We start from the raw sequence: 23,650 nt of genomic DNA, 5'->3' as shown, positions 1-23,650 counted from the left end.
TGTAGGCGCGTTAGGCCTTAGGCGCTTCGCCGCCCTCGACCGGCGCTTCCGGTGCTTCCGGTGCGTCCGGCGTGGGCGTCGGCACGTGCGGGGCAGCGTGTACTCCGGGCATCCCGGCCGCTGATGTTCCGAGAACAGAGTGAGCCTTGGCCGTGAGGTTGGGCGAGATGATCACGTCGTAGCGCTCGGCCAGCAATTGCGAAGTTGCAGCGTAGTCGCGGCGTTTGCGCATGATCGAGTAGTTCACGACACCGAAGATCATGCCGATTCCGGCGCCGGCCACGATCGCCGAGAAGAAGATCGCCACCTGCTGCGTGGTGATCGGAGCAATGATCGTGGAGATCAGACCGAAGAAGAGTCCGAGCCAGGCACCGGTGCTGGCGCCGGCGAGAGCGGCGCGGCCGTAGCTCAACCGCGCGGTCACCATTTCGACTGTTGTGAGGTTGCGACCGACGATCGCGATGCCTTTGACATCGAACTCGGCCTTCGCCAGCTTGTTGATGGCGTCTTGGGCATCGGTGTAGCTCTCGAAGCTTGCGAGCACGTCACCACGCGGCACACTCGACTGCAGAGGGGCACGGCGGGAGAATCCACTGAAATTACTCATCAGTTCATTGTCCCATGCAGGGGTAGGGTTTTAGTTGTGAGCACCTCAAGAGTATTCGTCGCCCGATTGGTGGGCTGCTCTGTCTTCGACCCCAATGGCGACCGCGTGGGTAAAGTGCGCGATGTGCTCGTTGTTGAGCGGGCCGACGCCAGCCCTCGTGTTGTCGGAATGATCGCTGAAGTCCCCGGTAAACGGCATGTTTTCCTGTCGATCGGCCGCGTTACGAGCATCGGCTCCGGGCAGATCATCACGACGGGTGTACTCAACCTGCGCCGCTTCGAGCAGCGCGGTGGAGAGATCCGCGTGATGGCCGAGCTTCTGGGTCGTCGCGTCGATATGCGTGACGGTTCGGGCGAAGCTCAAATCGAAGACGTTTCGATTGAAGAAGTTGACCTCGGAGAGTGGGAGATCAGCCAGCTGTTCGTGCGTCGTCCCAAGGCCTCGGGAGCGCCACTCTTCGCCAAGGGCCCTACCGATTTCGCCAGCTGGGATGAGATCAAGCACAACCAGCACAAGGGTGAAGCGCAATCGGCAACTCAACTTGTCGCCAGCTTCTCCGATCTGCTCCCGGCCGACCTCGCCAACGCGATGCTCGAACTTCCCGAACAGCGCATGATGGAGGTCGCCGGAGAGCTCTCTGACGATCGCCTGGCCGACGTTCTCGAAGAAATGCCGGAGAACGAGCAGGTTGCGCTGCTCAACAAGCTCGACGATGACCGGGCCGCTGACGTGCTTGACGAGATGCAGCCGGATGACGCGGCCGACCTCATCGCCCACCTCTCCGACGAGCGCGGTGAGACACTGCTCGACCTCATGGAGCCCGAAGAAGCCGAAGATGTGCGCTTCTTGCTCAGCTACGCCCCCGATACGGCGGGTGGACTCATGACCACCGAGCCGATCATTGTGTCGGCCGACGCCACCGTTGCTGAGGGTCTCGCCCTCATCCGTCGCCACGACCTCGCGCCCGCACTGGGGGCCGCAATCTGTGTGACGTTGCCGCCGTACGAACCACCGACCGGGCGACTGCTCGGCATGGTTCACTTCCAACGGATGCTGCGCTACCCGCCCAACGAACGTCTCGGCGCCCTGATCGATCAGTCGCTTGAGCCGGTACGCTCGTCCACGACGGCAGCCGAAGTCTCGCGCATTCTGGCGAGCTACGACCTCGTCTCAGTACCGGTTGTTGATGACAACCATCGATTGCTCGGGGTGGTGACCATTGACGACGTGCTCGACCATCTTCTTCCCGACGACTGGCGAAGCACCACAGATGAATCGGCCAGCTTTGACGACACATCCACAAGACCGCTGACTATCGTTCAGCAGCAAGACATTCGCGCAGGGAGGTCAGCACGTGGCATTCGCTAAACGACGCACTCCACGGTCTCAGCGCAATGAGGCGCGCCTCGACAGCCCGAAGGGGCTGCGTACCGGTTTCGGCATGTTCGAGAGCCGCGACCGCATGGGCCGCTACTCCGAAGCGTTCGCCCGCGGCATGGGAACCCCCTGGTTTCTCGTCGGGCTCTCCGCTTTCGTGGGTGTCTGGCTGATTTACAACACGAGCGCTCCCTTCGACGCGCAGTTTGACCCGCGCGCCACCAACTTCACCCTGCTGACGCTCATCCTCTCGCTGCAGGCCTCCTATGCGGCCCCGATGATCCTGCTGGCGCAGAACCGTCAGGATGACCGCGACCGCGTACAGATCGAGCAAGATCGTCAGCGTGCCGAGCGCAACCTCAATGACACCGAGTACTTGGCGCGCGAAGTCGTTGCGCTTCGCCTCGCGATGACAGACCTGGCGAGCAAAGACTTCATTCGTTCCGAACTGCGCTCGCTGCTCGAAGAACTCGAGAAAGACGACGAGACCAAAGACGCGGAGAAGCGTGAACGCTGAGCTCGAAGCCGCGGTTCTCACCTCCCTCGCCTCGGTGATCGACCCCGAGATTCGTCGTCCCGTCACAGAGCTGGACATGATCTCTGGGGTTACCGTCGACGACGCGGGTGCGGCATCCGTGGGCTTGACTTTGACGATTGTCGGATGCCCGGCCGCGACCTCCATCGAACGTGATGTGCGTGAGGCTACCGAGCGTGTGGCCGGCATCACGGCGGTGACCGTTGACGTATCGGTGATGACGCGCGCGCAACGCGAGGCGCTCACCGAGAAGCTGCGCAAGGGCAAGCCGAAGACGATGCAGTTCGGGCCCGATTCACTGACTCAGATTGTGGCCGTGACGAGCGGCAAGGGCGGGGTCGGCAAATCGACCCTCACCGCAAACTTGGCTGTTTCGCTCGCTCAGAGCGGGCTGCGCGTCGGAGTGATTGACGCCGATGTGTTCGGTTTCTCGATCCCCGGGTTGCTGGGGCTGCACGGCGCGAAGCCCACGCAGGTGGGCGAAATGATTCTGCCGCCGGTTGCCTATGACGTGAAGGTCATTTCGATCGGCATGTTCGTCGAAGACAACACGGCGGTCTCCTGGCGCGGGCCCATGCTGCACCGCACGATTCAGCAATTCTTAACCGATGTGTTTTTCGGCGACCTCGATGTGCTGCTGCTTGACCTTCCGCCGGGCACCGGCGATGTCGCAATCTCGCTCGGCCAGTTGCTCCCGCACTCCGATGTGGTGGTCGTCACGACCCCGCAGTCTGCCGCCGCTGACGTTGCTGAACGCAGCGGCCTTGTTGCGCGCCAAACCGGTCAGCGCGTGATCGGCGTCATCGAAAACATGGCGGGTCTCCCCCAGCCTGACGGCAGCGTGCTCGAACTCTTTGGTTCCGGTGGTGGGGCGGATGCCGCAGCCAAGCTCTCCACGCCAGACGAGCCCGTCTCGGTGCTCGCCTCGATTCCGCTCAGCATTGCTCTGCGCGAGGGCGGCGACGCCGGGGTTCCCGTCGTGATCGCGGCCCCCGCGGATCCTGCCGCGCAGGCCATCACGGCTCTTGCCGCAACTCTCCGTTCACACAAGCGCAGCGTTGCCGGCCGCAAGCTCGGCCTCAGCCCGCGCTAGACGCCGACCCACTATGCCCGGAGCGCGCGCTAGTTGCGCACCCGTTAACGCAAAAACACCACAGCAGAAATGCTGTGGTGTTGCGTAAACCGGCTGGCGGTTGGCTACGGCATGGTGTTGTAGCGACGGGTGGGGATGCGACGGTATCCGTCGGTTGCTACGGCGCGCAGGGTAGCGATGATGCCGAATGCGGACAGTGCCCCAATGATGATCAGTTCGAAGTTCATGTCTATATTCTGACCTTCGGCAACCTTTTAGAACAAGATGATCTTTCTTATCTAACCTTGTAGGCTAGCTACATGGAGATACGGCGCCTCGAACTGCTGCGCGAATTGGCTGACCGCGGCAGCATCACGGCTGTCGCCAAGGCCACGATGCGTACACCATCCGCGGTTTCTCAGCAGCTCAAAATCTTGGAACGCGAAGCCGGCATCCCCCTCACTGAGCGGGTCGGCCGTGGCATCGTGTTGACCTCTGCTGGGCGCGCACTCGCCCAGACAGCGGCTGATGTCGCCACGGCAATTGAGAAGGCCGAAGCGCTCTGGAACGATTTTCGCGAGTCGCCGCGCGGTGAGGTCACGATGACGATCTTTCCCACGGGCGGCGAGATGTTGCTGCCCGGTCTTTTCCATTCGATCAATCGTCTCGCGGGCCTCAAGCTGCACTGCAACGACCAAGACTCCGTGCTTGAGGATGTTGCCAACCTCACCGCTGATTTCGACATTGTGGTCTCCGACTCTCCGCACGTGCTGCCCTCCTGGACCGAGCGCGGGCTCGCCGTCGTACCTCTCATGCGCGAGTCTCTCGATGTCGCGCTGCCCGAAGATCATCCCCTTGGCCGCAAAGCCGCCCTCACTCCGGCTGACCTCATCGACGAGACGTGGATCGGCGTGCCGCCCGGGTTGCCGTTCGACCGCATCCTGCGCCGCATCGAAGCCGCCAACGGTGCCCCCGCCAACGTCGCCCAGCGCCTCACGGACAACAGCATCGTCGAAGCGGTGGTGGCGGCTGGCCACGGCATCGCCATCCTGCCGCGCTTCACGGCGCGTGACCGCGAGAACGGCCTCATCACTCGCCCGCTCAAAGGCGTGCCCTCGTCGCGCCTTATCTCGGCGCTGCTGCGCCCCGACCGCGCCGAACGCCCCTCGGTTCGCGCAGTCGTCAAAGCGCTCGTGGATGAAGCCCAGCGCTTCGAACGCGAGCACACCGCGTAAGCGCAGCATCCGCTCGCCGCCTTCGACCGGCTTAGAATTCCGACGTGGACTTCTCCCTACGCCCCAGCACCGACGCCGACCTCGACTGGTTGCTTGAGCTGCGCGCCGTCGTACTGCGTGATGATCTCGAACGTCATGGGCTGTTCGACCCCGTGCGCGTGCGCCAGTGGATGAGTAAGGCGTTTGTCGCGAGCAACACCCAGATCATCCGCGTAGACGGCACGGATGTCGGCTCCATCACCGTGCGCCACGAACCCGATGCGCGCTGGATCGAGCACTTCTATTTACCCGCCCACCTGCACGGTCACGGCATTGGCACGCGCGTGCTCGCCGACGCTCTCAGCCGACCGGATGCGCGCCCGTTCCGCCTCATGGTGCTGCAGGGCAGCCCCGCCATCCGTCTCTACGAACGTCACGGCTTCGTGCCCTACGACAGCGACGACCACGACGTGTGGATGACGCGGCCCGCCGTTCTTGGCTAGTCGCGGGTCGCCGCTAGGTCAGTCGCATTCGACCACCCAGTGCCGCTACTCCGCCATCAGCCTTCTCTACGCCTCCGGCTCGATCAGGCGCGCCAGCAGTTCGATGAGCAAACGTTCCGTAAGCGGGGCCGGCATCGCGGCGATGAGAGCCAGCAGCGGAGCCATGCGCTCGGGGAGCCCCTCGGTGGCGGCACCGAGGCCCAGCGCACCCAGGAGGCCCGCAGCGGTCGCGGAATCGAGCGGAGCGGCATCCGGGTTCCCTAAGGCGGCAAGAGCCTCAGCGGGCAACGTAGCGAGCAGAGCCTCGGCCGAGATGGGAGCGACGCCACGCACCTCGTCGGCTGCCGCCACGAGTGCGGCGCTGAGCTCGTCGATCACGTTGGCGGTCACCGGCGTGATGGTGAGGTGGGTGGTTGCGGGCAGCACGCTGCCATCGCTCTGAACGAGAGACGGTTGTAGCTGCAACAGGAAGCCATGCTCGCGCACCTGGTCGGCCCAGTGATGCGCGTCGACGCGGCGCTCGGGAGCGACTGACTCATCCGTCGCGATTGCGAGCAGAGGGCCAACGGGGTTGCCGACAACGCGTAAGCCCTCGATGCCACCAATGACATCGCGCAGCGACCGCGTGGAGCGGGCGCACGACTGCGAGAGCTCAGCGAGCCCGTTTGTTCCGAGCGCGTGGATGATCGCCCACGCTGCCGCCAAAGGACCCGCCGACTTCGAGCCCAGAATTGTTGGGTTCACAATCGGGTAGCCCGGCCACTGCGTCGTCGCGAAATACTGCGTGCGCTGACGGTCGCGACCGCGTTGCAAAATCACCGACGCGCCCTTGGGTGAGTAGCCGAACTTGTGCAGGTCGGCGCTGATGCTCGTGACGCCCGGCACCTCGAAGTTCCACGGCTCGACGTCCTCCCAGAAGGGAAGCACCCAGCCGCCGATGCAGGCGTCAACGTGACAGGCGATTCCGCGCTCGGCTGCCGCCGCCGCGACCTCCACGACAGGGTCCATCGCGGCGTGCGCATAGCTCGGAGCCGAGACCACCACGAGAGCGACATCGTCGCCCATGCGTGCAATGAGATCGCTCGCGGCGACATCGCCGCCGGGGCCGACCGGCACGAGATCCAGTTCGAGTCCGAAGTAGTGCACAGCCTTCTGGAACGCCGCATGAACAGTCACCGGCGCCAAGAGTCGCGGCGTGCCCGTGCGCGCCGACGAGCCAGAACCGCGCCACACGTCGCGCGCCGTTTTGACGGCCAGCAGGCAGCTTTCGGTGCCGCCGGTCGTGACGGTGCCGACGACATCCTCATCGCCGCCCAGCAGGTCGCGAGCGAAACCGAGAACTTCGCGTTCCATGACAGCAACCGAGGTGAACGTCGTGGGGTCGAGCCCATTCACGGGCTGCACGGCACGGATGGCGCTGGCGGCGAGCTCATCAAGTTCGGCAAGGCCGGAGTCGTAGACATACGAGAGCACGCGCCCACCGTGAGTGGGAGCATCCGCTTCGCGCAGTGCAGAAAGGCGTTCGAGAATATCGGCGGGCTGATGGTCGAACTTCATCGGGTCTCCTGATCGTTCGCAGTGGTGGTGAGGCCACTGGCGGGGTGCGGGTTGGTGGCGGGTGTAGCGGCAGAGTCGGTCTCGTCGCTGTCAGCCTCATCAATGTGGTGGCGACGCAGCGGGTAGCGTCTGAAACTCAGCAACGAGAGACCGATGATCACGGCGGGCACGATGCTGAAGCTGATGATGATTCCGGCGATGGCCGAATCGGGCTGGGTCACCGTCTGGTTGGCCACTGATTCGAGATAGCCGGATGCCGCAAGCACGGTCGTGAGCACCGTGGCACCGAGAGCCATTCCGGTAGTTTCACCCGCGGTCCACACTCCGCCGAAGGTGCCTGCCGAGGCAATCTTGTGGCGGCGCGAGTCGTGGGAGATCACGTCGGGCAGCATCGACATCGGCAGGGCTTGCATACCGGCGTAGCCCGCTCCGGCGAGCGCGACGGGCGCATATATCCAGACACCGGGTGCCCACAGTTGCGGAACGATCAGCAACGCACCCACGCCGTAGCAGGCCGAGGCCCACACGAAGGCGCGCTCTTTACCGATGCGGCGTGAGATCGCAGCCCACACGGGAGCAAAGAGCAGAGCGGGGCCGATGAGCGAGACAAACAGAATCGCGACTCCGGTGCCGAGCACCCACGTCGCGACATACTGTGCGCCCGCGAGCATTACGCCCGTGGCGAGCCCCTGCAGCAGGAAGGTCAACAGCAGCGCCCGGAAGGGTTGGCTGCGCTTGAGCGCCGCGATACCAGCGCGGTAGGTCTGCGCAATCGACACGGCCGGGGCAACCGCGCTGATTCCTCGAGGCGCTGAGAACGAGGAGATCACGAGCGAGATGCCCATAAGCGCTGCCGCGGAGAGTGCCATCACGAGATAGCCGAGCCGTTCATCCGCAAAGGCATCACGAATCTCGGGGGCACCGGCACCGAACAGCAGAATTGCCACTGTGAGCACGACCACGCGAACGGCCAAGAGGCGCGTGCGTTCGTCGTAACTGCGAGTCAGTTCGGCGGGCAGCGCGATGTACGGCACTTGAAACAGGCTGAACGCCGTCGCCGTGGCCACGAATGCGATGAACACCCAGATACCTGACGCGAGCGGACCGATGCCGGCGGGCACCGCAAAGGTCACCACGAACAGAATCGGGAGAAGAATGGCGCCCAGCAACATCACCGGGCGTCGGGTGCCACGGTGGGCCAGGCTGCGGTCGCTGCGAGCGCCGATCACGGGGTCAATGATCACGTCCCACACCTTGGCGGCGGTCACCAAAATTCCGGCCGCGAGGGCGGCAATGCCCAGGGTGTCGGTGAGGTAATAGACGAGCACGAGACCCGGCAGGGCACCAAAGCCTCCCGTGCCAAGAGAACCAATGGCGTAGGTGGCGATCGTGGATCGGGTCAGAGCTCGCGGCGCTGCGGTCGTCATCTTTGTGAGCCTAGTGCTTTGCACAGCCGAAATTGTGGTGCTCAGCCGTAGTGTTGAGACATGTCGCCTCACACAGTTGCCTCACTGATCGGGTCGCGTCGCCGCGACACTCTCGTCGCCCAGTTGCGGTGCACCACCTCCGACACCGCCACCGTGATTGCGCCGTTCAGCGGCCAACCCCTGCACGAGTTGCCGCAGAGTTCGACCCGCGATGTTCGGGATGCCGCGGCATCGGCTCGCACCGCTCAGCGCGCCTGGCGCAACGCCGGCTTCGCCTACCGCCGCCGCGTTCTGCTGCGTGCCCACGACCTGTTGTTGGAGCGCCAAGAAGAGCTACTCGACCTGCTGCAGACGGAGTCGGGTAAGACTCGCGGGCAGGCCTTCGAGGAGATCTTTCAAGCGGCCTCGATCACGCGGTACTACGCCGTCTCGGCCGAGCGCGTGTTGGCGACAAAGCGTCGCCGCGCGGGCATTCCGCTGCTCATGTCGACGCGGGTGAGCTACTCCCCCAAGCAACTCATCGGCGTTGTCACGCCGTGGAACTACCCGATTGCCCTCGGGGCCATGGATATCGTTCCTGCGTTGGCCGCCGGCAGTGCCGTCATCCAAAAGATCGACAATCAGGGCGCGCTCTCGATGCTCGCCACCCGCGAGGCCTACATTGATGCCGGAGTTCCCGCCGCTGTCTGGCCGATTCTGGCAGGCCCCGGCAACCAGGTCGGCAACGCCGTTGTTGATGCCGCCGACTACATCTGCTTCACCGGATCGACGCCCACGGGCACCAAGGTCGGCAAGCGTGCCGCCGGGCGCCTCATCGGTGCATCGCTCGAGCTCGGAGGCAAGAACCCGCTGCTCGTTTTGGGCGATGCCGATCCCATCCAAGCCGCAGAGGATGCCGTCTACGCCTGCTTCGCCTCCATGGGTCAGTTGTGCGTTTCGATCGAGCGCATCTACGTGCACAAGTCGATCGAGGCCGAATTCACTCGCGCCTTCGCAGAGCGTGTGAAAGCTCTTTCGCAGACTTCTGCGCTCGACTACTCGGGTGATGTGGGTTCACTGACGTCGCAGGCTCAACTTGAGCGCGTTCAGGCCCACGTGGAAGATGCCGTCACAAAGGGCGCGACCGTGGTCGCCGGCGGAATCCCCCGGCCCGATCTCGGCCCCTACTTTTACGCGCCCACCGGTCTCACGGGAGTCACCGCTGAAATGGAGTGCTTCGCCAACGAAACGTTCGGCCCCGTGGTGGCAATCACCTCAGTCGACAGCGACACGGATGCCATCAACCGTGCCAACGACACGGAGTTCGGCCTGAACGCCTCGATCTTCAGTGGCTCCATCGCCCACGCTCGCCGTCTCGCCGATCGCTTGGATGCCGGCAGCGTCAACATCAACGAGGGCTACCGCAGCAGCTTCTCGAGCGTCGATGCGCCGATGGGTGGCATGAAGCACTCCGGGCTAGGACGCCGCAACGGGCCCGAAGGCATCCTGCGCTTCGTACAATCGCGCACGGTTTCGCAGTCGAACGGCATTCTGCAGTTGCCACGCTCCGGTGCTGAGTTCGCCGCGATGGCGGGCCTCATGGTCACACTGTTGACCGTGTTGAAGGTCCTGCGCCGCCGCTAGGACGGTGGTGTGCGAGGGCTGGCGCGAGCGCGCTACGTCGCTTCGTTATCGAAGGGGGCGCGTTCGCCCGCCTTCAGTTCTGCTTTGAGCTGCGATTGCCGTTCGGCGAGCGCCGCCTGACGTTCCGCATACGCGGCAGACCGCGGAGGACGCACCTTCACGGGAGGCGTTTCATCTTCGAGCAGAGCGTCGCGGATGATGCGACGCGGGTCGTACTGGCGCGGGTCAAGCTGCTTCCAGTCGATGTCGTCGAAGTCGGGGCCCATCTCTTCGCGCATGCGATCTTTGGCGCCGTTGGCCATGTCGCGCAGCGAGCGGACGAGGCGGGCGAGCTGCGACGCGTAGTAGGGCAAACGGTCGGGGCCCAGCAAAAAGACAGCGATGATCCCAATGATCAGCAGTTTGTCGAATGTGAGACCGAAGGACACCCGTTTAGCTTACCTGCGCTAGCGGCTACGCCGTCTACAGTTGACACAGCGATAGGAGCAATGTGTCAGACAAGCAGTTGAGTTGGAAGTACGCCGAGGAGTTCGTTGTCGAACGCCCAGAGATCGCTGCGGCGCGCGTGCATTCCAGCGAGTTGGGAATCGAAGCGGTCAGCCCCGCTGTCGGCGCTCAGCTGGCCTTGCTCGCTGCGGCCACGGGCGCCAAGAGCATCATCGAGGTCGGCACCGGTGTCGGCATCAGTGGGCTCTGGATGCTCGCCGGCAGCCCCGGCGCACTGCTCACCACGATCGACTCCGAGATTGACCACCAGCAGGTTGCTCGCGCCGTGTTCGCGGATGCCGGCATCCAGTCGAATCGCGTACGTCAGATCGGTGGCAAGGCTGCCGAAGTTCTGCCGCGCATGAACGAGTCGAGCTACGACCTCGTCTTTATCGATGCCGACCCTCAGTCGGTCATCGAGTACGTCGAACACGGCCTTCGCCTCGTTCGCCCCGGCGGTGTCGTAGCGGTTGCTCATGCTCTGTGGCGCGACCGCGTCGCCGACCCCGCTCAGCGCGACTCGACGGTCAGCAATTTCCGCACGCTCTTGAAAGAGATCGCGCAGTCGGAGGCCGTGATCAGCTCGCTGATTCCCGTCGGCGATGGGCTTCTGCAGCTCACCAAGCTCAGCGACTAACGCGCTCAGCGAACGCTCACCGAGCGTTCAGCGTTCTGTCCGTAGGGTGGATGAACCGCCATCCCTCGACGAACACGACTGAGCGCGCGCTGCTGAGGAATCTGGATCTCCGCAGGCCGTGAGAACGGAGCATCCATGACTAGCGACGATCGTGACGGCTGGGTTCGTGTTCGAGGGGCCCGCGAGAATAACCTCGCGAACATCGATCTCGATGTGCCCCGGGATTGCATGGTCGCGTTCACGGGCATCTCCGGTTCGGGAAAGTCGTCGCTCGCTTTCGGCACCCTGTACGCCGAGGCTCAGCGCCGCTACTTCGAGTCGGTTGCACCTTACGCTCGCCGTCTGCTCAACCAGGTTGGCGCTCCGGATGTCACCGACATTACGGGTCTTCCCCCTGCGGTTGCGCTTCAGCAGCGCCGCGGAGCGCCCAGTTCGCGCTCAAGCGTCGGCACGATCACGACGCTCTCGAATCTGCTGCGCATGCTGTATTCCCGTGCCGGCACATATCCCGCCGGTGTTACTCACCTCTCGGCGGAAGCCTTCTCGCCCAACACGGCGACCGGGGCGTGCCCGCGCTGTCACGGCCTCGGCGTTGTTCACGACGTGACCGAAGACCTTCTTGTGCCCGACGCGTCGCTCTCGATTCGCGATGGCGCTATCGCCGCGTGGCCGGGAGCGTGGCAGGGCGCGAACCTCAAGAGCATCGTCAACGGTCTCGGCATCGACACCCGCGCGCCCTGGCACACCCTCAGTCGAAAAGATCGCGACTGGCTTCTGTACACCGAAGAGCAGCCCTCGGTCTTCATTCAGCCCGAAGAGGGCCGCGTCGACCATGGCTACAACGGCAAGTTCTGGAGTGCCCGCAAGCACATCATGAACGTGCTCTCGCAGTCTCAGAGCGAGCGGATGCGCGAGCGCGCGCTGCGCTTCGTGCAGAGCATGACGTGCCCCGAGTGTGGCGGTAGCGGCCTGCAGGCGAATGCCCTCTCGGTCACCTTCGCGGGTCTCAGCATCGCGGAGCTCAACGCGGTTCCACTGACCGATCTCGCAGATCGGCTTCGCGAGGGAATGGAGCGTGCCGACTCCGAAAGTGAAGGCTCAGAAGGCAACGAAGTCGCCCACCGTATCGGCGACGATGTGATTGCGCGCGTTGACGTTTTGCTCGACCTCGGTCTCGGCTATCTCAGCCTCGGCCGCAACTCCACCACGCTCTCCCCCGGCGAAGCGCAGCGCCTGCGCATCGCCACCCAACTGCGCTCCGGCCTCTTCGGGGTCGTCTACGTTCTCGACGAGCCCTCGGCGGGATTGCACCCGGCGGATGCCGCACCACTGTTGAAGGTTCTTGACCGTTTGACGGCATCCGGCAACTCTCTCTTCGTGGTGGAACACGACCTCGACGTTATTCGTCGTGCTGACTGGATCGTCGACATCGGTCCCGGTGCGGGCGAGGGCGGCGGGCAGCTCGTGTACTCGGGCCCCGTCGACGGCCTCAAGGATGTTCCCGAATCGGTCACCGGCCGCTACCTCTTTCCGCAGGAGTCGCGACCGACGCGCGAGGTGCGCTCCCCGGAATCGTGGGTGCGGCTGAAGAAAGCCTCGCTGCACAACATCCGCGATCTCACGGTCGACTTCCCGCTCGGCGTCATGACCGCGGTCACGGGCGTCTCAGGCTCGGGCAAGTCAACCCTCGTCACCCACGTGCTCGCAGAAGCCGTGCGCGCTCAGCTCGGTGCCGCTGCGGATGACGCAGGCGACGCCGCAGACGCGGATGACCCGCGCCACGACCTCACGCTCGAAGACACCGCCGGCCTCGACTCTTTCGACCGGATGGTGCTCGTCGATCAGCGCCCTATCGGACGCACCCCGCGCTCGAACCTTGCCACCTACACGGGCATGTTCGATGTCGTACGCAAGCTCTTTGCCGCCACCGACGAAGCCCACCAACGCGGCTACACGGCCAGCCGGTTCTCGTTCAACGTGGCCGGTGGTCGCTGCGAGACCTGCCAGGGCGAGGGATTCGTTTCGGTCGAGCTTCTGTTCCTGCCGGGAACATATGCGCCCTGCCACACGTGCCACGGTGCGCGCTACAACGACGAAACACTCGAGATCACCTACTTGGGCAAGACCATCGCCGACGTCTTGGGCATGACCGTCGACACCGCCGCCGACTTCTTCGCCGAATCCACCTCGGCGCTGCGCAGCCTCGACACGCTGCGGGATGTCGGCCTTGGCTACTTGCGACTCGGCCAGCCCGCAACAGAACTGAGTGGCGGCGAAGCCCAGCGCATCAAACTCGCGACCGAACTGCAGCGCGCGCGTCGCGGCCATGCACTATATCTGCTCGATGAACCCACGGCGGGGCTGCATCCCTCGGACACCGAGCTGTTGCTCGCCCAATTGCAGCGCCTCGTGGATGCCGGAAACACTGTCGTGCTTGTCGAACACGATTTGGCCACCATTGCCGCCAGCGACTGGGTCATTGACCTCGGTCCGAGCGGCGGCGACCAGGGAGGCACAATCGTAGCCACGGGCACTCCCCGCGAAGTGGCTGCCGGCCCCGGCGCAACGGCGAAGTATCTCAGCGAGTGGCTCGCGACCAGCGCCGCTCGAGACCAGACCCGCTAACTAGTCACGCCAAACGCGCTGCCTCCGAAACGGCGGGTTAAACACAAGCACCGAACACGAGTGATCGTGTTCGGTGCTTTGTTTCGACAAGCTCTGTCCAGTGTTGCGAACTGAGAAGAGTGCGCAGTGGCGTGAGTTGCCGATTAAGGCTGAGAAGGCTCTAGGCGGAAGCGACTACACCCGCGAGAGCGTCGTGCAGTTCTTTTGCTTCCTCATCGTTTACAGATACGACGAGACGACCGCCACCTTCGAGAGGCACGCGGACGACGATGAGTCGACCCTCTTTGACAGCCTCCATTGGTCCGTCACCGGTCCTCGGCTTCATTGCTGCCATCGATAGTCCCCTTTCATCGGTACTGGTTTCTATTATCCAGCAAAAACCGCCGATACTGAAACTCTGTCGAATCATTCACCCCGTGTGCACCTCTTTAGGGCGGAGTCCAGTCGTAGCCGTCAACCCACCATGCCAGATGGATCCATGCCCACTGCCCGGCGATACAAGCCGCGAGCAGGGCAGCGCGGTACCACCGCGACTGCGGTAGCGCGAGCACTCCGGCCAGCGGGAACAACGGCATGAGCAGGCGGAAGGTACTCGATTGGGGAAAGAACACCGCCAAGAGGTAGAGCGCGTAGCTCGCCACCCACAGCCGGAGATCAACGCCAATACGCTGTGCGGGCTTCGTGATCAGAAATCTGAAGAAGGCAAGAACGGCGGCGATGAGCATGACGGTCAGCAGCCACTGCGGCAGCTGCCACCACCCGGCCCAAAAGGCTGCCCCTTGGAACCACGCCGCGAACGGGATCAGCTCGCCGTACCCGACGTAACCGGCCCGCCACGCGAGCTCGGTGTCGGTGTAGGCCGTGAGCGATCCGGTGACGGCGGCCGCGATCAGCAGCCACGCGAAGCCCATGACAAGACTGAAGAGAGTCGCGGTGACGGCCGCCACTCTCTCGTGCATCGGGAACTCCTCGCGCCGGCGAATCCACCAGCGATAGACAACGTGCAGTCCGAGCGCGAGCGCGAAGGCGAGCCCGCTTGGCCGGGTGACAGACATGATCGCGATCACCGGCAAGAGCATCCAATACTGACGCTTCATAAGCCAGAACAGCGCGAGTATCAGCAAGAACAGGTACATGGATTCGGCGTACGAGACCTGCAGGATGGCGGAGAGCGGCGCGAAACAGAAGATGGCCACCGCAAAGAGCGCCGTGCCCGCGGGCAGCACGAGATGCATCACTCGGTAGAGCATGAGGGCAGCGCCGAGCGAGAAGGCGACCGAAACAAACACACTCGCCACCGCGAAGTCGAGAGTCGTCAGCGTCATCACGACGCGCACCAGCGCCGGATACGCCGGCATGAAGGCCCAGGCGTTCTCACCGACGTGGCCGGACTCCGTCACCGGCAGTTCACTCGGATATCCCGCGAGCGAGATGATGAAATACCAGTGGCCATCCCAGATCTTGGCGAACGAGAAGTAGTCGGGGTGCGGGCCCGTCCACGCGTTCTGGCCTTGAATCGAGGCGAACCACAGCAACAGTGACGTCGTTACGACGCGCGACGCCACGAAGATAGCGATGACCGCAAGCCACCAGCGCTCGGGAGCGAGAATGGCCGCAGTCGCGCGGCGCACTCCGAAAACTAGCGAGCTGTCAGCCACGCCCGCAGCCCCTGCTCACAGGCCACAATCTCGCTCGTCGCAACACGCTCATCGTCGGCGTGAGCCCGTAGCGGGTTGCCGGGGCCGTAGTTCACGGCGGGCACTCCGAGCTCGGCGAAGCGAGCAACGTCGGTCCAGCCATATTTGGGGGCCGCGGTGCCGCCCACGGCATCGAGGAAGTTTTTGGCGAGCGGCGCATCGAGGCCGGGGCGTGCACCACCGGCGAGGTCGGTCACCTCAAAGTCGAAGCCAGCGAAGACCTCACGCAGATGCTGGATGGCCTGCTCGGTACTGCGATCCGGAGCGAACCTAAAGTTCACGGTCACGGTCGCGGCATCCGGAATCACGTTGCCGGCAACTCCACCCGTGATGCCCACGGCGTTGAGACCCTCGCGGTAGACGAGGCCATCGACCTCGTGCTGCTCGGGCTCGTACGCTGCCAGAATCGCGAGCACGGGCGCTGCAGCGTGAATCGCGTTCTGCCCCATCCAGGCGCGCGCGGAGTGAGCGCGCAGTCCCGTGAGCGAGATGTCGATGCGAGCGGTGCCATTGCAGCCGCCCTCCACCGTGGCGTTCGACGGTTCGCCAATGATGGCGAAGTCTCCCGCCATCAGGTCGGGACGATTGCGCGCGATGCGGCCAAGGCCATTGAGCTCGGCAGCAACCTCTTCGTGGTCGTAGAAAATCCAGGTCACATCGACGGCGGGGTCAGTGAGTTCTGCGGCGAGCTTGAGAGCGATCGCGACGCCGCTCTTCATGTCAACGGTGCCTCGGCCCACAAGGTGCTCTTCGCCATCGATCATCTCGAGCGTCGTCGGCAAATTGTTGTTCACGGGAACCGTGTCGAGATGCCCCGCGATCACGACGCGCTGCGCCTTGCCGCCGTTCGTGCGGGCAACAACGGCATCCGCATCGCGAATCACCTCAAGGTGGCTGAACGCGCTGAGAGCGGTTTCTACGGCATCCGCGATGCGCTTCTCGTTGCCGGAGACCGACTCGATATCGCAGATCTGGCGGGTGAGATCGGGGCTCGAGGCCGTCAAATCAAGCACAGGAAGAGTGGGATCGGTCGCAGGCATGCACCCAGTGTAAGTAACCTTGATGCATGACTTCGCGCACAGCATGGGGATACGGACTCGCAACAATCGCCAGCGACGGAACAACACTTGACGTGTGGTTCCCCGCTCCGCACCTGGGATCTATCCCAGAGGGCACCGACCCGCACTACACACCCGCCGACCTCGAAGAGCACTTGGGGGCTGACGAACGCCGCCGTGTGCGCACCGAATTCGTGACCGTTGAGATCGATTTGGATGCCGCACCGCAGAACGTCGCCGACGCTTACCTGCGCCTGCACCTGCTCAGCCACTTGCTCGTGAAGCCCAACAGCATCAACCTCGACGGCCTCTTCGGCGCGCTGCCGATCGTCGTCTGGACCAACGCCGGAGCGGTGCACCCCAACGATTACCGTGAGCTGCGCATCTCGCTCAAGCGTCACGGCATCATCGTGACCGGCATCGACAAGTTCCCGCGGATGCTCGACTACGTCGTGCCCGAACGCGTCCGCATCGCCGACGCCTCGCGCGTTCGCCTCGGCGCTTATCTCTCCCCCGGAACCACCGTCATGCACGAGGGCTTCGTCAACTTCAACGCCGGCACGCTCGGCAGCTCGATGGTCGAGGGCCGCATCTCTCAGGGTGTCGTCGTGGGCGACGGCGCCGATATCGGTGGCGGAGCATCCATCATGGGAACGCTCAGCGGTGGTGGCACCGAACGCGTCTCCATCGGTGAGCGCGCGTTGCTCGGAGCCAACTCGGGAATCGGCATCGCGATCGGTGACGACACGGTTGTTGAAGCCGGGCTCTACGTCACGGCAGGCACCAAGGTCACCATCATTGATGGTTCGGCTACCCCGCGCAGCGTCAAGGCTGTGGAGCTCAGTGGCGTGAACGGCCTGCTGTTCCGCCGCAACTCCGTCACGGGCGCTGTCGAGGTTCTGCCTCGCAGCGGCACCGGCGTCGAACTCAACGCGGCGCTGCACGCCTAAGCACACAACTCTCACGGTGCTCGTGGGGTCGACAACAGGCCCCACGAGCGCAAAGCGAAACGGCCGGCTTCCCCGAGGGGATACCGGCCGTTCGTCGTAAGGATGGTGCGGTCTAGCGCTGAGGCCAGTCCCGAGCCGCAGGGCCCGTGTACAGCTGCTGCGGGCGACCGATCTTGGTCTTGGGGTCTTCGTTCATCTCGCGCCAGTTGGCGATCCAGCCCGGCAGTCGACCGATAGCGAAGAGCACCGTGAACATGCGTGGCGGGAAGCCCATTGCCTTGTAGATGACGCCGGTGTAGAAGTCGACGTTGGGGTACAGCTTGCGTTCGATGAAGTAGTCATCGGCCAAAGCGACCTCTTCGAGCTCACGAGCGATATCGAGCAGCGGGTCGCTGATGCCGAGATCGGCGAGCACCTCATCCGCACTCTCTTTCACCAGACGTGCACGCGGGTCGAAGCTCTTGTACACGCGGTGGCCAAAGCCCATCAGGCGCACGCCGTCTTCTTTGCGCTTCACGCGGTCAACAAACTTCTGAACGCCGTCGCCCGATTCCTGGATCTCGCCCAGCATCTTGAGTACGGCTTCGTTCGCGCCACCGTGCAACGGGCCGTAGAGAGCGTTGATTCCGGCAGAAATCGAGGCGAAGATGTTCGCTTCGGTCGAACCAACGAGGCGCACCGTGGAGGTGGAGGCATTCTGCTCGTGGTCTTCGTGCAGGATGAGGAGGCGGTCGAGTGCCTTACTCAGCACAGGGTTGACCTGGTACTCCTCGGCCATGTTGCCGAAGTTGAGCTTCAAGAAGTTGTCGACGAAACTCATCGAGTTGTCGGGGTAAAGCAGGGCCTGCCCGAGCGACTTCTTGTGAGCGTACGCCGCGATAACCGGCAGCTTTGCCAGCAAGCGGATGGTCGAGATCTCGACCTGCTCGGGGTCGCGCACGTCGTGCGAGTCTTCGTAGTAAGTGGAGAGCGCCGATACTGCGCTCGAGAGCACCGACATCGGGTGCGCGCTGTGCGGGAGAGCGTCGAAGAAACGACGGAGGTCTTCGTGCAGCAGAGTGTGGCGACGAATTTTTTCGTCGAACTCTTCCAACTGCGACTTCGACGGCAGCTCACCGTAGATCAGCAACCAGGCAACCTCGAGGTACGTCGAGTTTGCCGCAACGTCTTCGATCGCATAGCCGCGATAGCGCAGGATGCCGCGGTCTCCATCGATATAGGTGATCTCACTGCGCGTGGAGGCAGTGTTCACAAATCCTTGATCAAGCGCCGTGTAGCCGGTCTGCTTCATAAAGGTGGAGATATCGATGCTGTTGTGACCATCGACCCCACGGATAATGGGAAATTCAGCAGCACCGCCCGGAAAGTGGAGGGTGGCCTTCTCTGGGTCTTGAGGGGCTTCATTCACCGCTACAGCCTACAAGGCTTGGATAGCCACTGTCACACCCACTAATCGAATGCCCTCACTTTTGGAGGTCAAACACAAGGCCTCGGCCCGTTAGTGCACTTAAGCGAGTAAATCGAGGCGGGCTACGGCATCCGCAATCGTTGCGTCGCTCGCCGTGAGCGCAATACGCACGTGGCGGGCCGGCGATTCACCGTAAAACGAGCCCGGAACAACGAGGATGCCGGCCTGAGCCAGATCACCAACCGTCTGCCAGGAGTCTTCGTTCTTTGTCGCCCAGAGATAGAGCCCGGCGACGCTGTCGTCTATGCGGAATCCTGCGCGCTCCAAAGCCGGAAGTAGCTTCGCTCGGCGGGCGCGGTACAGCTCGCGCTGTTCGGCGACGTGCGCGTCATCCTGCAGAGCTGTAGCCATTGCTGCCTGCACCGGGCCGGGAACAATGAGCCCGACATGCTTGCGCACAGCGAGAAGCTCGGAGATCAGTTGCGAGCATCCCGCCACAAACGCAGCGCGGTATCCGGCAAGGTTGGATTGCTTGCTGAGGGAGTACACCGCGAGCACCGAAGAGCGATCGTCGCCGATCACCTCGGGGTCGAGAATTGAGGGGGTGGGGTCGACGCCGTTCCAGTTGAGCTCGGCGTAGCACTCGTCTGAAGCGATCACGGCACCCAGTTCGCGGGCGCGAGCCACAGCGGCACGCAACTGGTCAGTGTCGAGCACGCGGCCATCGGGGTTGCCCGGGCTGTTGAGCCACACAAGCGCAGTGTTCTCGGGCCACTCAGCAGGGTTGTCAGAAGCAACAGCCGTTGCGCCCACCAGGGCAGCGCCGATGGCGTAGGTCGGGTAAGCGACCGTGGGAAACACGACCACGTCGCCTTTACCGAGGCCGAGCATCTGCGGCAGCAGCGCCACCAATTCTTTGGAGCCGACAGTCGGCAGAACGTGGTCGACGGTGAGCCCCGAAACGCCTCGACGGCGCTCAAACCACTCGACGATGGCCTCACGCAGCTGAACGGTGCCCGTGACTGTGGGGTAGGCGTGAGCATCCGTCGCCGTCGCCAGACTCTGGCGAATGATGGCAGGAGTCGGATCTACGGGTGACCCCACGGAAAGGTCGACCATCCCATCGGGATGCGTACGCGCAATGGCGCCAAAGGGCACAAGGGAATCCCAGGGAAAGTCAGGGAGAGCCAGCGGCGTGCGCGCCATTAGTCGGAGGACCCGCCACCCTCGGGCAAAGCCGAGATGAGCGCGTGGTCCTTGTGAATCACACCAACCTTCGCGGCGCCACCGGGTGATGTGTCGTCAAGAAGGTCAAAGAATTCGACGTTGGCCTTGTAGTAGTCGGCCCACTTGTCGGGCAGATCGTCTTCGTAGTAGATGGCCTCGACAGGACACACCGGTTCGCACGCACCGCAGTCAACGCACTCATCCGGGTGGATGTAGAGCATGCGGTCGCCCTCATAGATGCAGTCGACTGGGCATTCGTCTACACACGCGCGATCCTTCAGATCGACACAGGGCTGAGCGATGACATACGTCACGAGATATCCGCACCTTTCACGGGAGAGTTCAATTCAATGTTAGCGCGGCTCGCCGACGAAACCTGACGATTCACCCGCGGCCACCCCACAATGATGAGCACCACGAGCACGGGCGCAAAAGTCCATACATACCCCGCCGTATTCGCCGGAATCAGAATCGTTCCTCCGGGCATCACGTTGGCCAGCAGCGCCGACATCAAGAGAACACCGAGCGACGCAAAGCCGGCAGCGACGCGTGTGTCGTAGATGAGCCGCAAGCCGAGGATCAACGCGGTCACGAGAGTGACCGACGCCACGATCCCCCACGGGATTCGTGCGTCGCCAATTGTGAACGACGACTGGTGTACCGCCGTGAGCACAACGCCCACGAGCGCACCGAGCACGAGGGAAAGGAAAGCCAGGGCCACACGCTCGGCGCGGCTACGTTCACCGATCACGAGCTCGCGACGACGCAAACGGCGCAAATACTCCACCGGGGTCGACACGCTCTCGCCCACCGGAATCTCATTGCGATAAATCTCGGTTGCCCGACGCTTGAAGGCAAGCGCTGTGGCAGACGACACCGCAACGCCACGATCAACAGGAACAGCGGATGCCGTATAAAAGGGCACGCCAGCGAGTTCAGTAGCGAGGGCGGTGGCTTCGTGCACGAGCAGCGCCTCGGAGCCGCGCGCCGTGCCGCTGTGCTCTTTGGCGTAGCTGACGACGACATCCGGCTTCAGCGCAGTGATAGCAGCCGCAATGTCAGAGGCGAGATCACGAGCGTTGAGCTTGGTGAACTGGCGCCCGTTGTCTTCGCGAAGAATGTGGTGGGCAGTAATGCCGAGAATTTCGCGCACGACCTCGTCGACGGATTCGGGCGAGGCAGCCGCTGGCAATTCCTCGCTCTCGCTCACCGCGGTGGCGTTGGTCGCGGAGGCGCTTGCCGTGCCAGCCATGCCGGGCGCGCCAGGGGCGCCAGCCGCGGCAGGGGCAAAAGCAGTCTCGGCGGCAACCAGGGGAACATCGCCCGTCGCCGGGCTTGCCCCGATTGCGGCGGTGGCGTTGTTGCTGCAGCTGAGCACGATGAGTTCAGTGCCGCGCTGAACGAGAGTGGCGATGGTGGCCCCGAATACGTAGGCCTCATCTTCTGGGCGCGCGGCGATAACCAGCACGCGCTGTGCGCGATCCTTCACGACGGTACCTCCACCCTTGTTGTGCAGTAGACAGAATAAGCACAGGTAGTCCAATTACGGTTGCTTAGGTTAGGCTTACCAATCCACCGACAAACACGAGTGACAAGAGAGTTCAGTGCTCGCAAACTTCCTAATTGGCCTGCGCGAAGGCCTTGAAGCCGCGCTCGTTGTTGGCATCCTGATTGCGTACGTTCACAAGATCGATCGTCGCGACGTTCTACCCCGCATCTGGCTCGGCGTCGGCATTGCCGTTGCACTCTCCCTCGGCCTCGGCGCGAGTCTGACCTTTGGCGCCTACGGCCTCTCCTTTCAGGCGCAAGAGCTGATCGGCGGCATCCTCTCGATCATCGCAACGGCCTTTGTCACATGGATGATCTTCTGGATGCTGCGCGCCGCCCGCGGCCTTGGTCGCGAACTGCGCAGCGAAGTTGACTCGCATCTCACCGGCGCCGGCTGGGGCCTCGTGCTCGTCGCGTTCCTCGCCGTGGGGCGCGAAGGAATCGAAACCGCTCTCTTTATCTGGGCCGCCGTTCAGGCCAGCGGCTCCACGACTCTCCCCCTTACCGGGGCAGCGCTCGGCATCGCCGCGGCAATTGTTCTTGGCTACCTCATCTATCGCGGTGTGGTCAGCATCAACCTCACTCGCTTCTTCACCTGGACCGGTGCCATCCTGATCATCGTGGCCGCTGGCGTGCTCTCGTATGGAGTTCACGATCTGCAAGAGGCCGGCGTGCTGCCGGGGCTTCACGCCCTCGCCTTCGACGTGAGCGCGGTCATCCCACCCGATAGCTGGTACGGAACGCTGCTCAAGGGCGTCTTCAACTTCTCCCCCGCCACCACGTGGTTCGAGGCGGGTGTCTGGTCGGCTTACGTCGGCATCGTTATGACGATCTTCATCCGCACTGTTCGCGGCAACGCCCGTGCAGATAAGTCCTTCGTTCCCGCTTCACCTCTCAGCACTCAAGGAGCCTAATGACCGCCCTTTCGCCCCGCTTTGGCTACGCCGCAGCCGCTACCGTTGCGGCACTCGCGCTCACCGGTTGCGTGCCCAACAACGTCGGAACCACCGCGGCCAGCAACACAATCACCGTCGACAGCAGTGCGACCGATTGTGCAGTGAGCTCGACCGAAGCACCCAGCGGCAACCTCGTGTTCTCGGTCACCAACTCGGGCGACCAGGTCACCGAGTTCTATTTGCTCGCGGATGACGGCCTGCGCATCGTAGGTGAGGTCGAGAATATCGGCCCCGGCATCACTCGCGACCTCGTCGTTCTCGCGCAGCCCGGCGAATACTTCACGGTCTGCAAGCCCGGGATGGTCGGCGAAGGCATTGGTTCAACGCCGTTCACCGTGACCGACTCCGGCGCCGATCTTTCTTTCAGCGGAGACATCGCCGCTCAGGTCGAGGCGGCCAATGCCAACTACAAGAGCTACGTGAAAGACCAGATCGAGAACCTCGTGGTCGGCACCGAAGACTTCGCTGCCGCCTACATTGCGGGCGACGATGACACTGCTCGTGCGCTTTACGCCCCCACTCGCGTCTTCTGGGAGCGCGTTGAAACTGTCGCCGAGTCGTTCGGTGACCTCGACCCCCGTATGGATCTGCGTGAAGCGGACCTCGAAGACGGCCAGGAGTGGACCGGCTGGCACGCCATCGAAAAGGACCTGTGGCCCGAGGATGCCGAAGCCGGCTTCGAAGCCTACGACCAGTCCAAGCGTGAAGCGCTCGCGTCGCAGCTCGTCGCCGACACCAACACGCTCTACGCCAACGTGCAGGATCTCGAGTTCACTCTCGACCAGCAGACCAACGGCGCTATTGGCCTCCTCGATGAGGTCGCCAGCGGCAAGGTCACCGGCGAAGAAGAATTCTGGTCGCACACCGACCTCTGGGACTTCCAAGCCAACATCGATGGTGCACGCGTGCTCTATGACGGTGTTCGCGACATCCTGGTGGAGAAGGACGCCGACCTCGCCGCCACTCTCGATGAGGAATTCGAGCAGCTGCAGGTCTTGCTCGACGCCCAGCGGGAAGGCGACGGGTTCCGCCTTTACACTGAACTATCCACGAGTGAAATTCGCGCGTTCTCCGATCAAGTGAATGCTCTTGCGGAACCACTCTCGCGACTGACCGCAGTTCTCGTTCTTTAACCGCAGTCGC

23 protein-coding genes are annotated in these 23,650 nt (G+C 63.5%); 11 read left to right on the top strand and 12 right to left on the bottom strand.

Annotation, left to right across the window (positions count from 1 at the left end):
• Positions 1 to 10: 10 nt before the first annotated feature.
• Positions 11 to 607 carry a YflT domain-containing protein gene (locus CLV85_RS11515; protein WP_100389762.1) on the bottom strand — a complete coding sequence of 199 codons (597 nt, stop codon included), beginning with the start codon at positions 605 to 607 and terminating at the stop codon, positions 11 to 13.
• 36 nt (positions 608 to 643) lie between these two features.
• Between CLV85_RS11515 and CLV85_RS11510 the strand changes: the two genes are divergently transcribed.
• Genes CLV85_RS11510 through CLV85_RS11500 form a run of 3 tightly spaced genes read left to right on the top strand, consistent with a single transcriptional unit; the run spans position 644 to position 3,612 of the window.
• Positions 644 to 1,975 carry a magnesium transporter MgtE N-terminal domain-containing protein gene (locus CLV85_RS11510; RefSeq protein WP_121626143.1) on the top strand — a complete coding sequence of 444 codons (1,332 nt, stop codon included), beginning with the start codon at positions 644 to 646 and terminating at the stop codon, positions 1,973 to 1,975.
• A complete protein-coding gene (locus tag CLV85_RS11505; protein WP_100389760.1) occupies positions 1,962 to 2,501 on the top strand; it encodes a DUF1003 domain-containing protein in 540 nt (179 codons plus the stop codon). Before CLV85_RS11510 ends, CLV85_RS11505 begins: the two co-directional genes overlap by 14 nt.
• Positions 2,491 to 3,612, top strand: a complete 1,122-nt coding sequence (locus CLV85_RS11500; RefSeq protein WP_100389759.1) for a P-loop NTPase — start codon at positions 2,491 to 2,493, stop codon at positions 3,610 to 3,612. The genes CLV85_RS11505 and CLV85_RS11500 overlap by 11 nt, the downstream gene beginning before the upstream one ends.
• Positions 3,613 to 3,716: 104 nt before the next feature.
• Here CLV85_RS11500 and CLV85_RS13605 read toward each other — a convergent pair whose 3' ends face one another.
• Positions 3,717 to 3,839, bottom strand: coding sequence for a hypothetical protein (locus tag CLV85_RS13605; RefSeq protein WP_268249141.1), 123 nt, complete (start codon positions 3,837 to 3,839; stop codon positions 3,717 to 3,719).
• 72 nt (positions 3,840 to 3,911) lie between these two features.
• Between CLV85_RS13605 and CLV85_RS11495 the strand changes: the two genes are divergently transcribed.
• Both CLV85_RS11495 and CLV85_RS11490 read left to right on the top strand, forming a co-directional pair.
• The gene (locus CLV85_RS11495) at positions 3,912 to 4,826 is read left to right on the top strand and encodes a LysR family transcriptional regulator (protein WP_100389758.1); all 915 of its coding nucleotides are present in this window, start codon (positions 3,912 to 3,914) and stop codon (positions 4,824 to 4,826) included.
• Between the two features lie 44 nt (positions 4,827 to 4,870).
• A complete protein-coding gene (locus tag CLV85_RS11490) occupies positions 4,871 to 5,308 on the top strand; it encodes a GNAT family N-acetyltransferase (protein WP_100389757.1) in 438 nt (145 codons plus the stop codon).
• 66 nt (positions 5,309 to 5,374) lie between these two features.
• Here CLV85_RS11490 and CLV85_RS11485 read toward each other — a convergent pair whose 3' ends face one another.
• Together CLV85_RS11485 and CLV85_RS11480 are read right to left on the bottom strand one after the other, a co-directional pair.
• Positions 5,375 to 6,865 (bottom strand): pyridoxal phosphate-dependent decarboxylase family protein, encoded by a 1,491-nt coding sequence (locus tag CLV85_RS11485; RefSeq protein WP_100389756.1) that lies wholly within the window; start codon positions 6,863 to 6,865, stop codon positions 5,375 to 5,377.
• Entirely contained in the window at positions 6,862 to 8,292 is a 1,431-nt protein-coding gene (locus CLV85_RS11480; protein ID WP_100389755.1) for an MFS transporter, read from the bottom strand. The genes CLV85_RS11485 and CLV85_RS11480 overlap by 4 nt, the downstream gene beginning before the upstream one ends.
• A 60-nt stretch (positions 8,293 to 8,352) precedes the next feature.
• Here CLV85_RS11480 and CLV85_RS11475 point away from each other — a divergent pair, with 60 nt between their 5' ends.
• Positions 8,353 to 9,915, top strand: coding sequence for a succinic semialdehyde dehydrogenase (locus CLV85_RS11475; protein ID WP_100389754.1), 1,563 nt, complete (start codon positions 8,353 to 8,355; stop codon positions 9,913 to 9,915).
• 32 nt (positions 9,916 to 9,947) lie between these two features.
• Here the strand turns inward: CLV85_RS11475 and CLV85_RS11470 are convergent, their stop codons facing one another.
• On the bottom strand, positions 9,948 to 10,343 hold the full coding sequence (locus CLV85_RS11470; RefSeq protein ID WP_100389753.1) for a sec-independent translocase: 396 nt from the start codon (positions 10,341 to 10,343) through the stop codon (positions 9,948 to 9,950).
• Between the two features lie 62 nt (positions 10,344 to 10,405).
• On the opposite strand from CLV85_RS11470, the gene CLV85_RS11465 reads away from it, so the two are divergent.
• Both CLV85_RS11465 and uvrA read left to right on the top strand, forming a co-directional pair.
• The gene (locus tag CLV85_RS11465) at positions 10,406 to 11,038 is read left to right on the top strand and encodes an O-methyltransferase (protein WP_100389752.1); all 633 of its coding nucleotides are present in this window, start codon (positions 10,406 to 10,408) and stop codon (positions 11,036 to 11,038) included.
• Between the two features lie 135 nt (positions 11,039 to 11,173).
• Positions 11,174 to 13,663 carry an excinuclease ABC subunit UvrA gene (gene uvrA, locus CLV85_RS11460; protein ID WP_100389751.1) on the top strand — a complete coding sequence of 830 codons (2,490 nt, stop codon included), beginning with the start codon at positions 11,174 to 11,176 and terminating at the stop codon, positions 13,661 to 13,663.
• Positions 13,664 to 13,823: 160 nt separating this feature from the next.
• Here the strand turns inward: uvrA and CLV85_RS11455 are convergent, their stop codons facing one another.
• The 3 genes from CLV85_RS11455 to dapE all read right to left on the bottom strand — a co-directional run bounded on the left by CLV85_RS11455 (position 13,824) and on the right by dapE (position 16,400).
• Positions 13,824 to 13,997, bottom strand: coding sequence for a DUF3117 domain-containing protein (locus CLV85_RS11455; protein WP_100389750.1), 174 nt, complete (start codon positions 13,995 to 13,997; stop codon positions 13,824 to 13,826).
• Positions 13,998 to 14,091: 94 nt separating this feature from the next.
• Positions 14,092 to 15,321, bottom strand: a complete 1,230-nt coding sequence (locus CLV85_RS11450) for a hypothetical protein (protein WP_100389749.1) — start codon at positions 15,319 to 15,321, stop codon at positions 14,092 to 14,094.
• A complete protein-coding gene (gene dapE / locus CLV85_RS11445) occupies positions 15,303 to 16,400 on the bottom strand; it encodes a succinyl-diaminopimelate desuccinylase (protein ID WP_100389748.1) in 1,098 nt (365 codons plus the stop codon). Before dapE ends, CLV85_RS11450 begins: the two co-directional genes overlap by 19 nt.
• Before the next feature lie 26 nt (positions 16,401 to 16,426).
• Here dapE and dapD point away from each other — a divergent pair, with 26 nt between their 5' ends.
• Positions 16,427 to 17,368, top strand: coding sequence for a 2,3,4,5-tetrahydropyridine-2,6-dicarboxylate N-succinyltransferase (gene dapD / locus CLV85_RS11440; RefSeq protein WP_100389747.1), 942 nt, complete (start codon positions 16,427 to 16,429; stop codon positions 17,366 to 17,368).
• 112 nt (positions 17,369 to 17,480) lie between these two features.
• On the opposite strand, the gene CLV85_RS11435 is transcribed toward dapD, so the two are convergent.
• The 4 genes from CLV85_RS11435 to CLV85_RS11420 form a co-directional block, all read right to left on the bottom strand.
• Positions 17,481 to 18,776 (bottom strand): citrate synthase, encoded by a 1,296-nt coding sequence (locus tag CLV85_RS11435; RefSeq protein ID WP_100389746.1) that lies wholly within the window; start codon positions 18,774 to 18,776, stop codon positions 17,481 to 17,483.
• Positions 18,777 to 18,875: 99 nt separating this feature from the next.
• Positions 18,876 to 19,982: a succinyldiaminopimelate transaminase gene (dapC, locus tag CLV85_RS11430; protein ID WP_100389745.1), complete on the bottom strand. Its 1,107-nt coding sequence runs from the start codon at positions 19,980 to 19,982 to the stop codon at positions 18,876 to 18,878.
• The gene (gene fdxA, locus CLV85_RS11425) at positions 19,982 to 20,317 is read right to left on the bottom strand and encodes a ferredoxin (protein ID WP_100389744.1); all 336 of its coding nucleotides are present in this window, start codon (positions 20,315 to 20,317) and stop codon (positions 19,982 to 19,984) included. The genes dapC and fdxA overlap by 1 nt, the downstream gene beginning before the upstream one ends.
• Positions 20,314 to 21,492: a PIG-L family deacetylase gene (locus CLV85_RS11420; protein WP_157847494.1), complete on the bottom strand. Its 1,179-nt coding sequence runs from the start codon at positions 21,490 to 21,492 to the stop codon at positions 20,314 to 20,316. Before CLV85_RS11420 ends, fdxA begins: the two co-directional genes overlap by 4 nt.
• A gap of 115 nt (positions 21,493 to 21,607) precedes the next feature.
• On the opposite strand from CLV85_RS11420, the gene efeU reads away from it, so the two are divergent.
• Together efeU and efeO are read left to right on the top strand one after the other, a co-directional pair.
• Positions 21,608 to 22,465, top strand: coding sequence for an iron uptake transporter permease EfeU (gene efeU / locus CLV85_RS11415; protein ID WP_100389743.1), 858 nt, complete (start codon positions 21,608 to 21,610; stop codon positions 22,463 to 22,465).
• Positions 22,465 to 23,640, top strand: a complete 1,176-nt coding sequence (gene efeO, locus CLV85_RS11410) for an iron uptake system protein EfeO (RefSeq protein ID WP_100389742.1) — start codon at positions 22,465 to 22,467, stop codon at positions 23,638 to 23,640. The genes efeU and efeO overlap by 1 nt, the downstream gene beginning before the upstream one ends.
• The last annotated feature ends 10 nt before the right edge of the window (positions 23,641 to 23,650 follow it).

Source organism: Salinibacterium amurskyense (assembly GCF_002797685.1).
In the GTDB taxonomy this organism is placed as follows: Bacteria; Actinomycetota; Actinomycetes; order Actinomycetales; family Microbacteriaceae; genus Rhodoglobus; species Rhodoglobus amurskyensis.
Note: the sequence above shows the minus strand (reverse complement) of the source record. Positions and strands in the feature narration are given on the sequence as shown.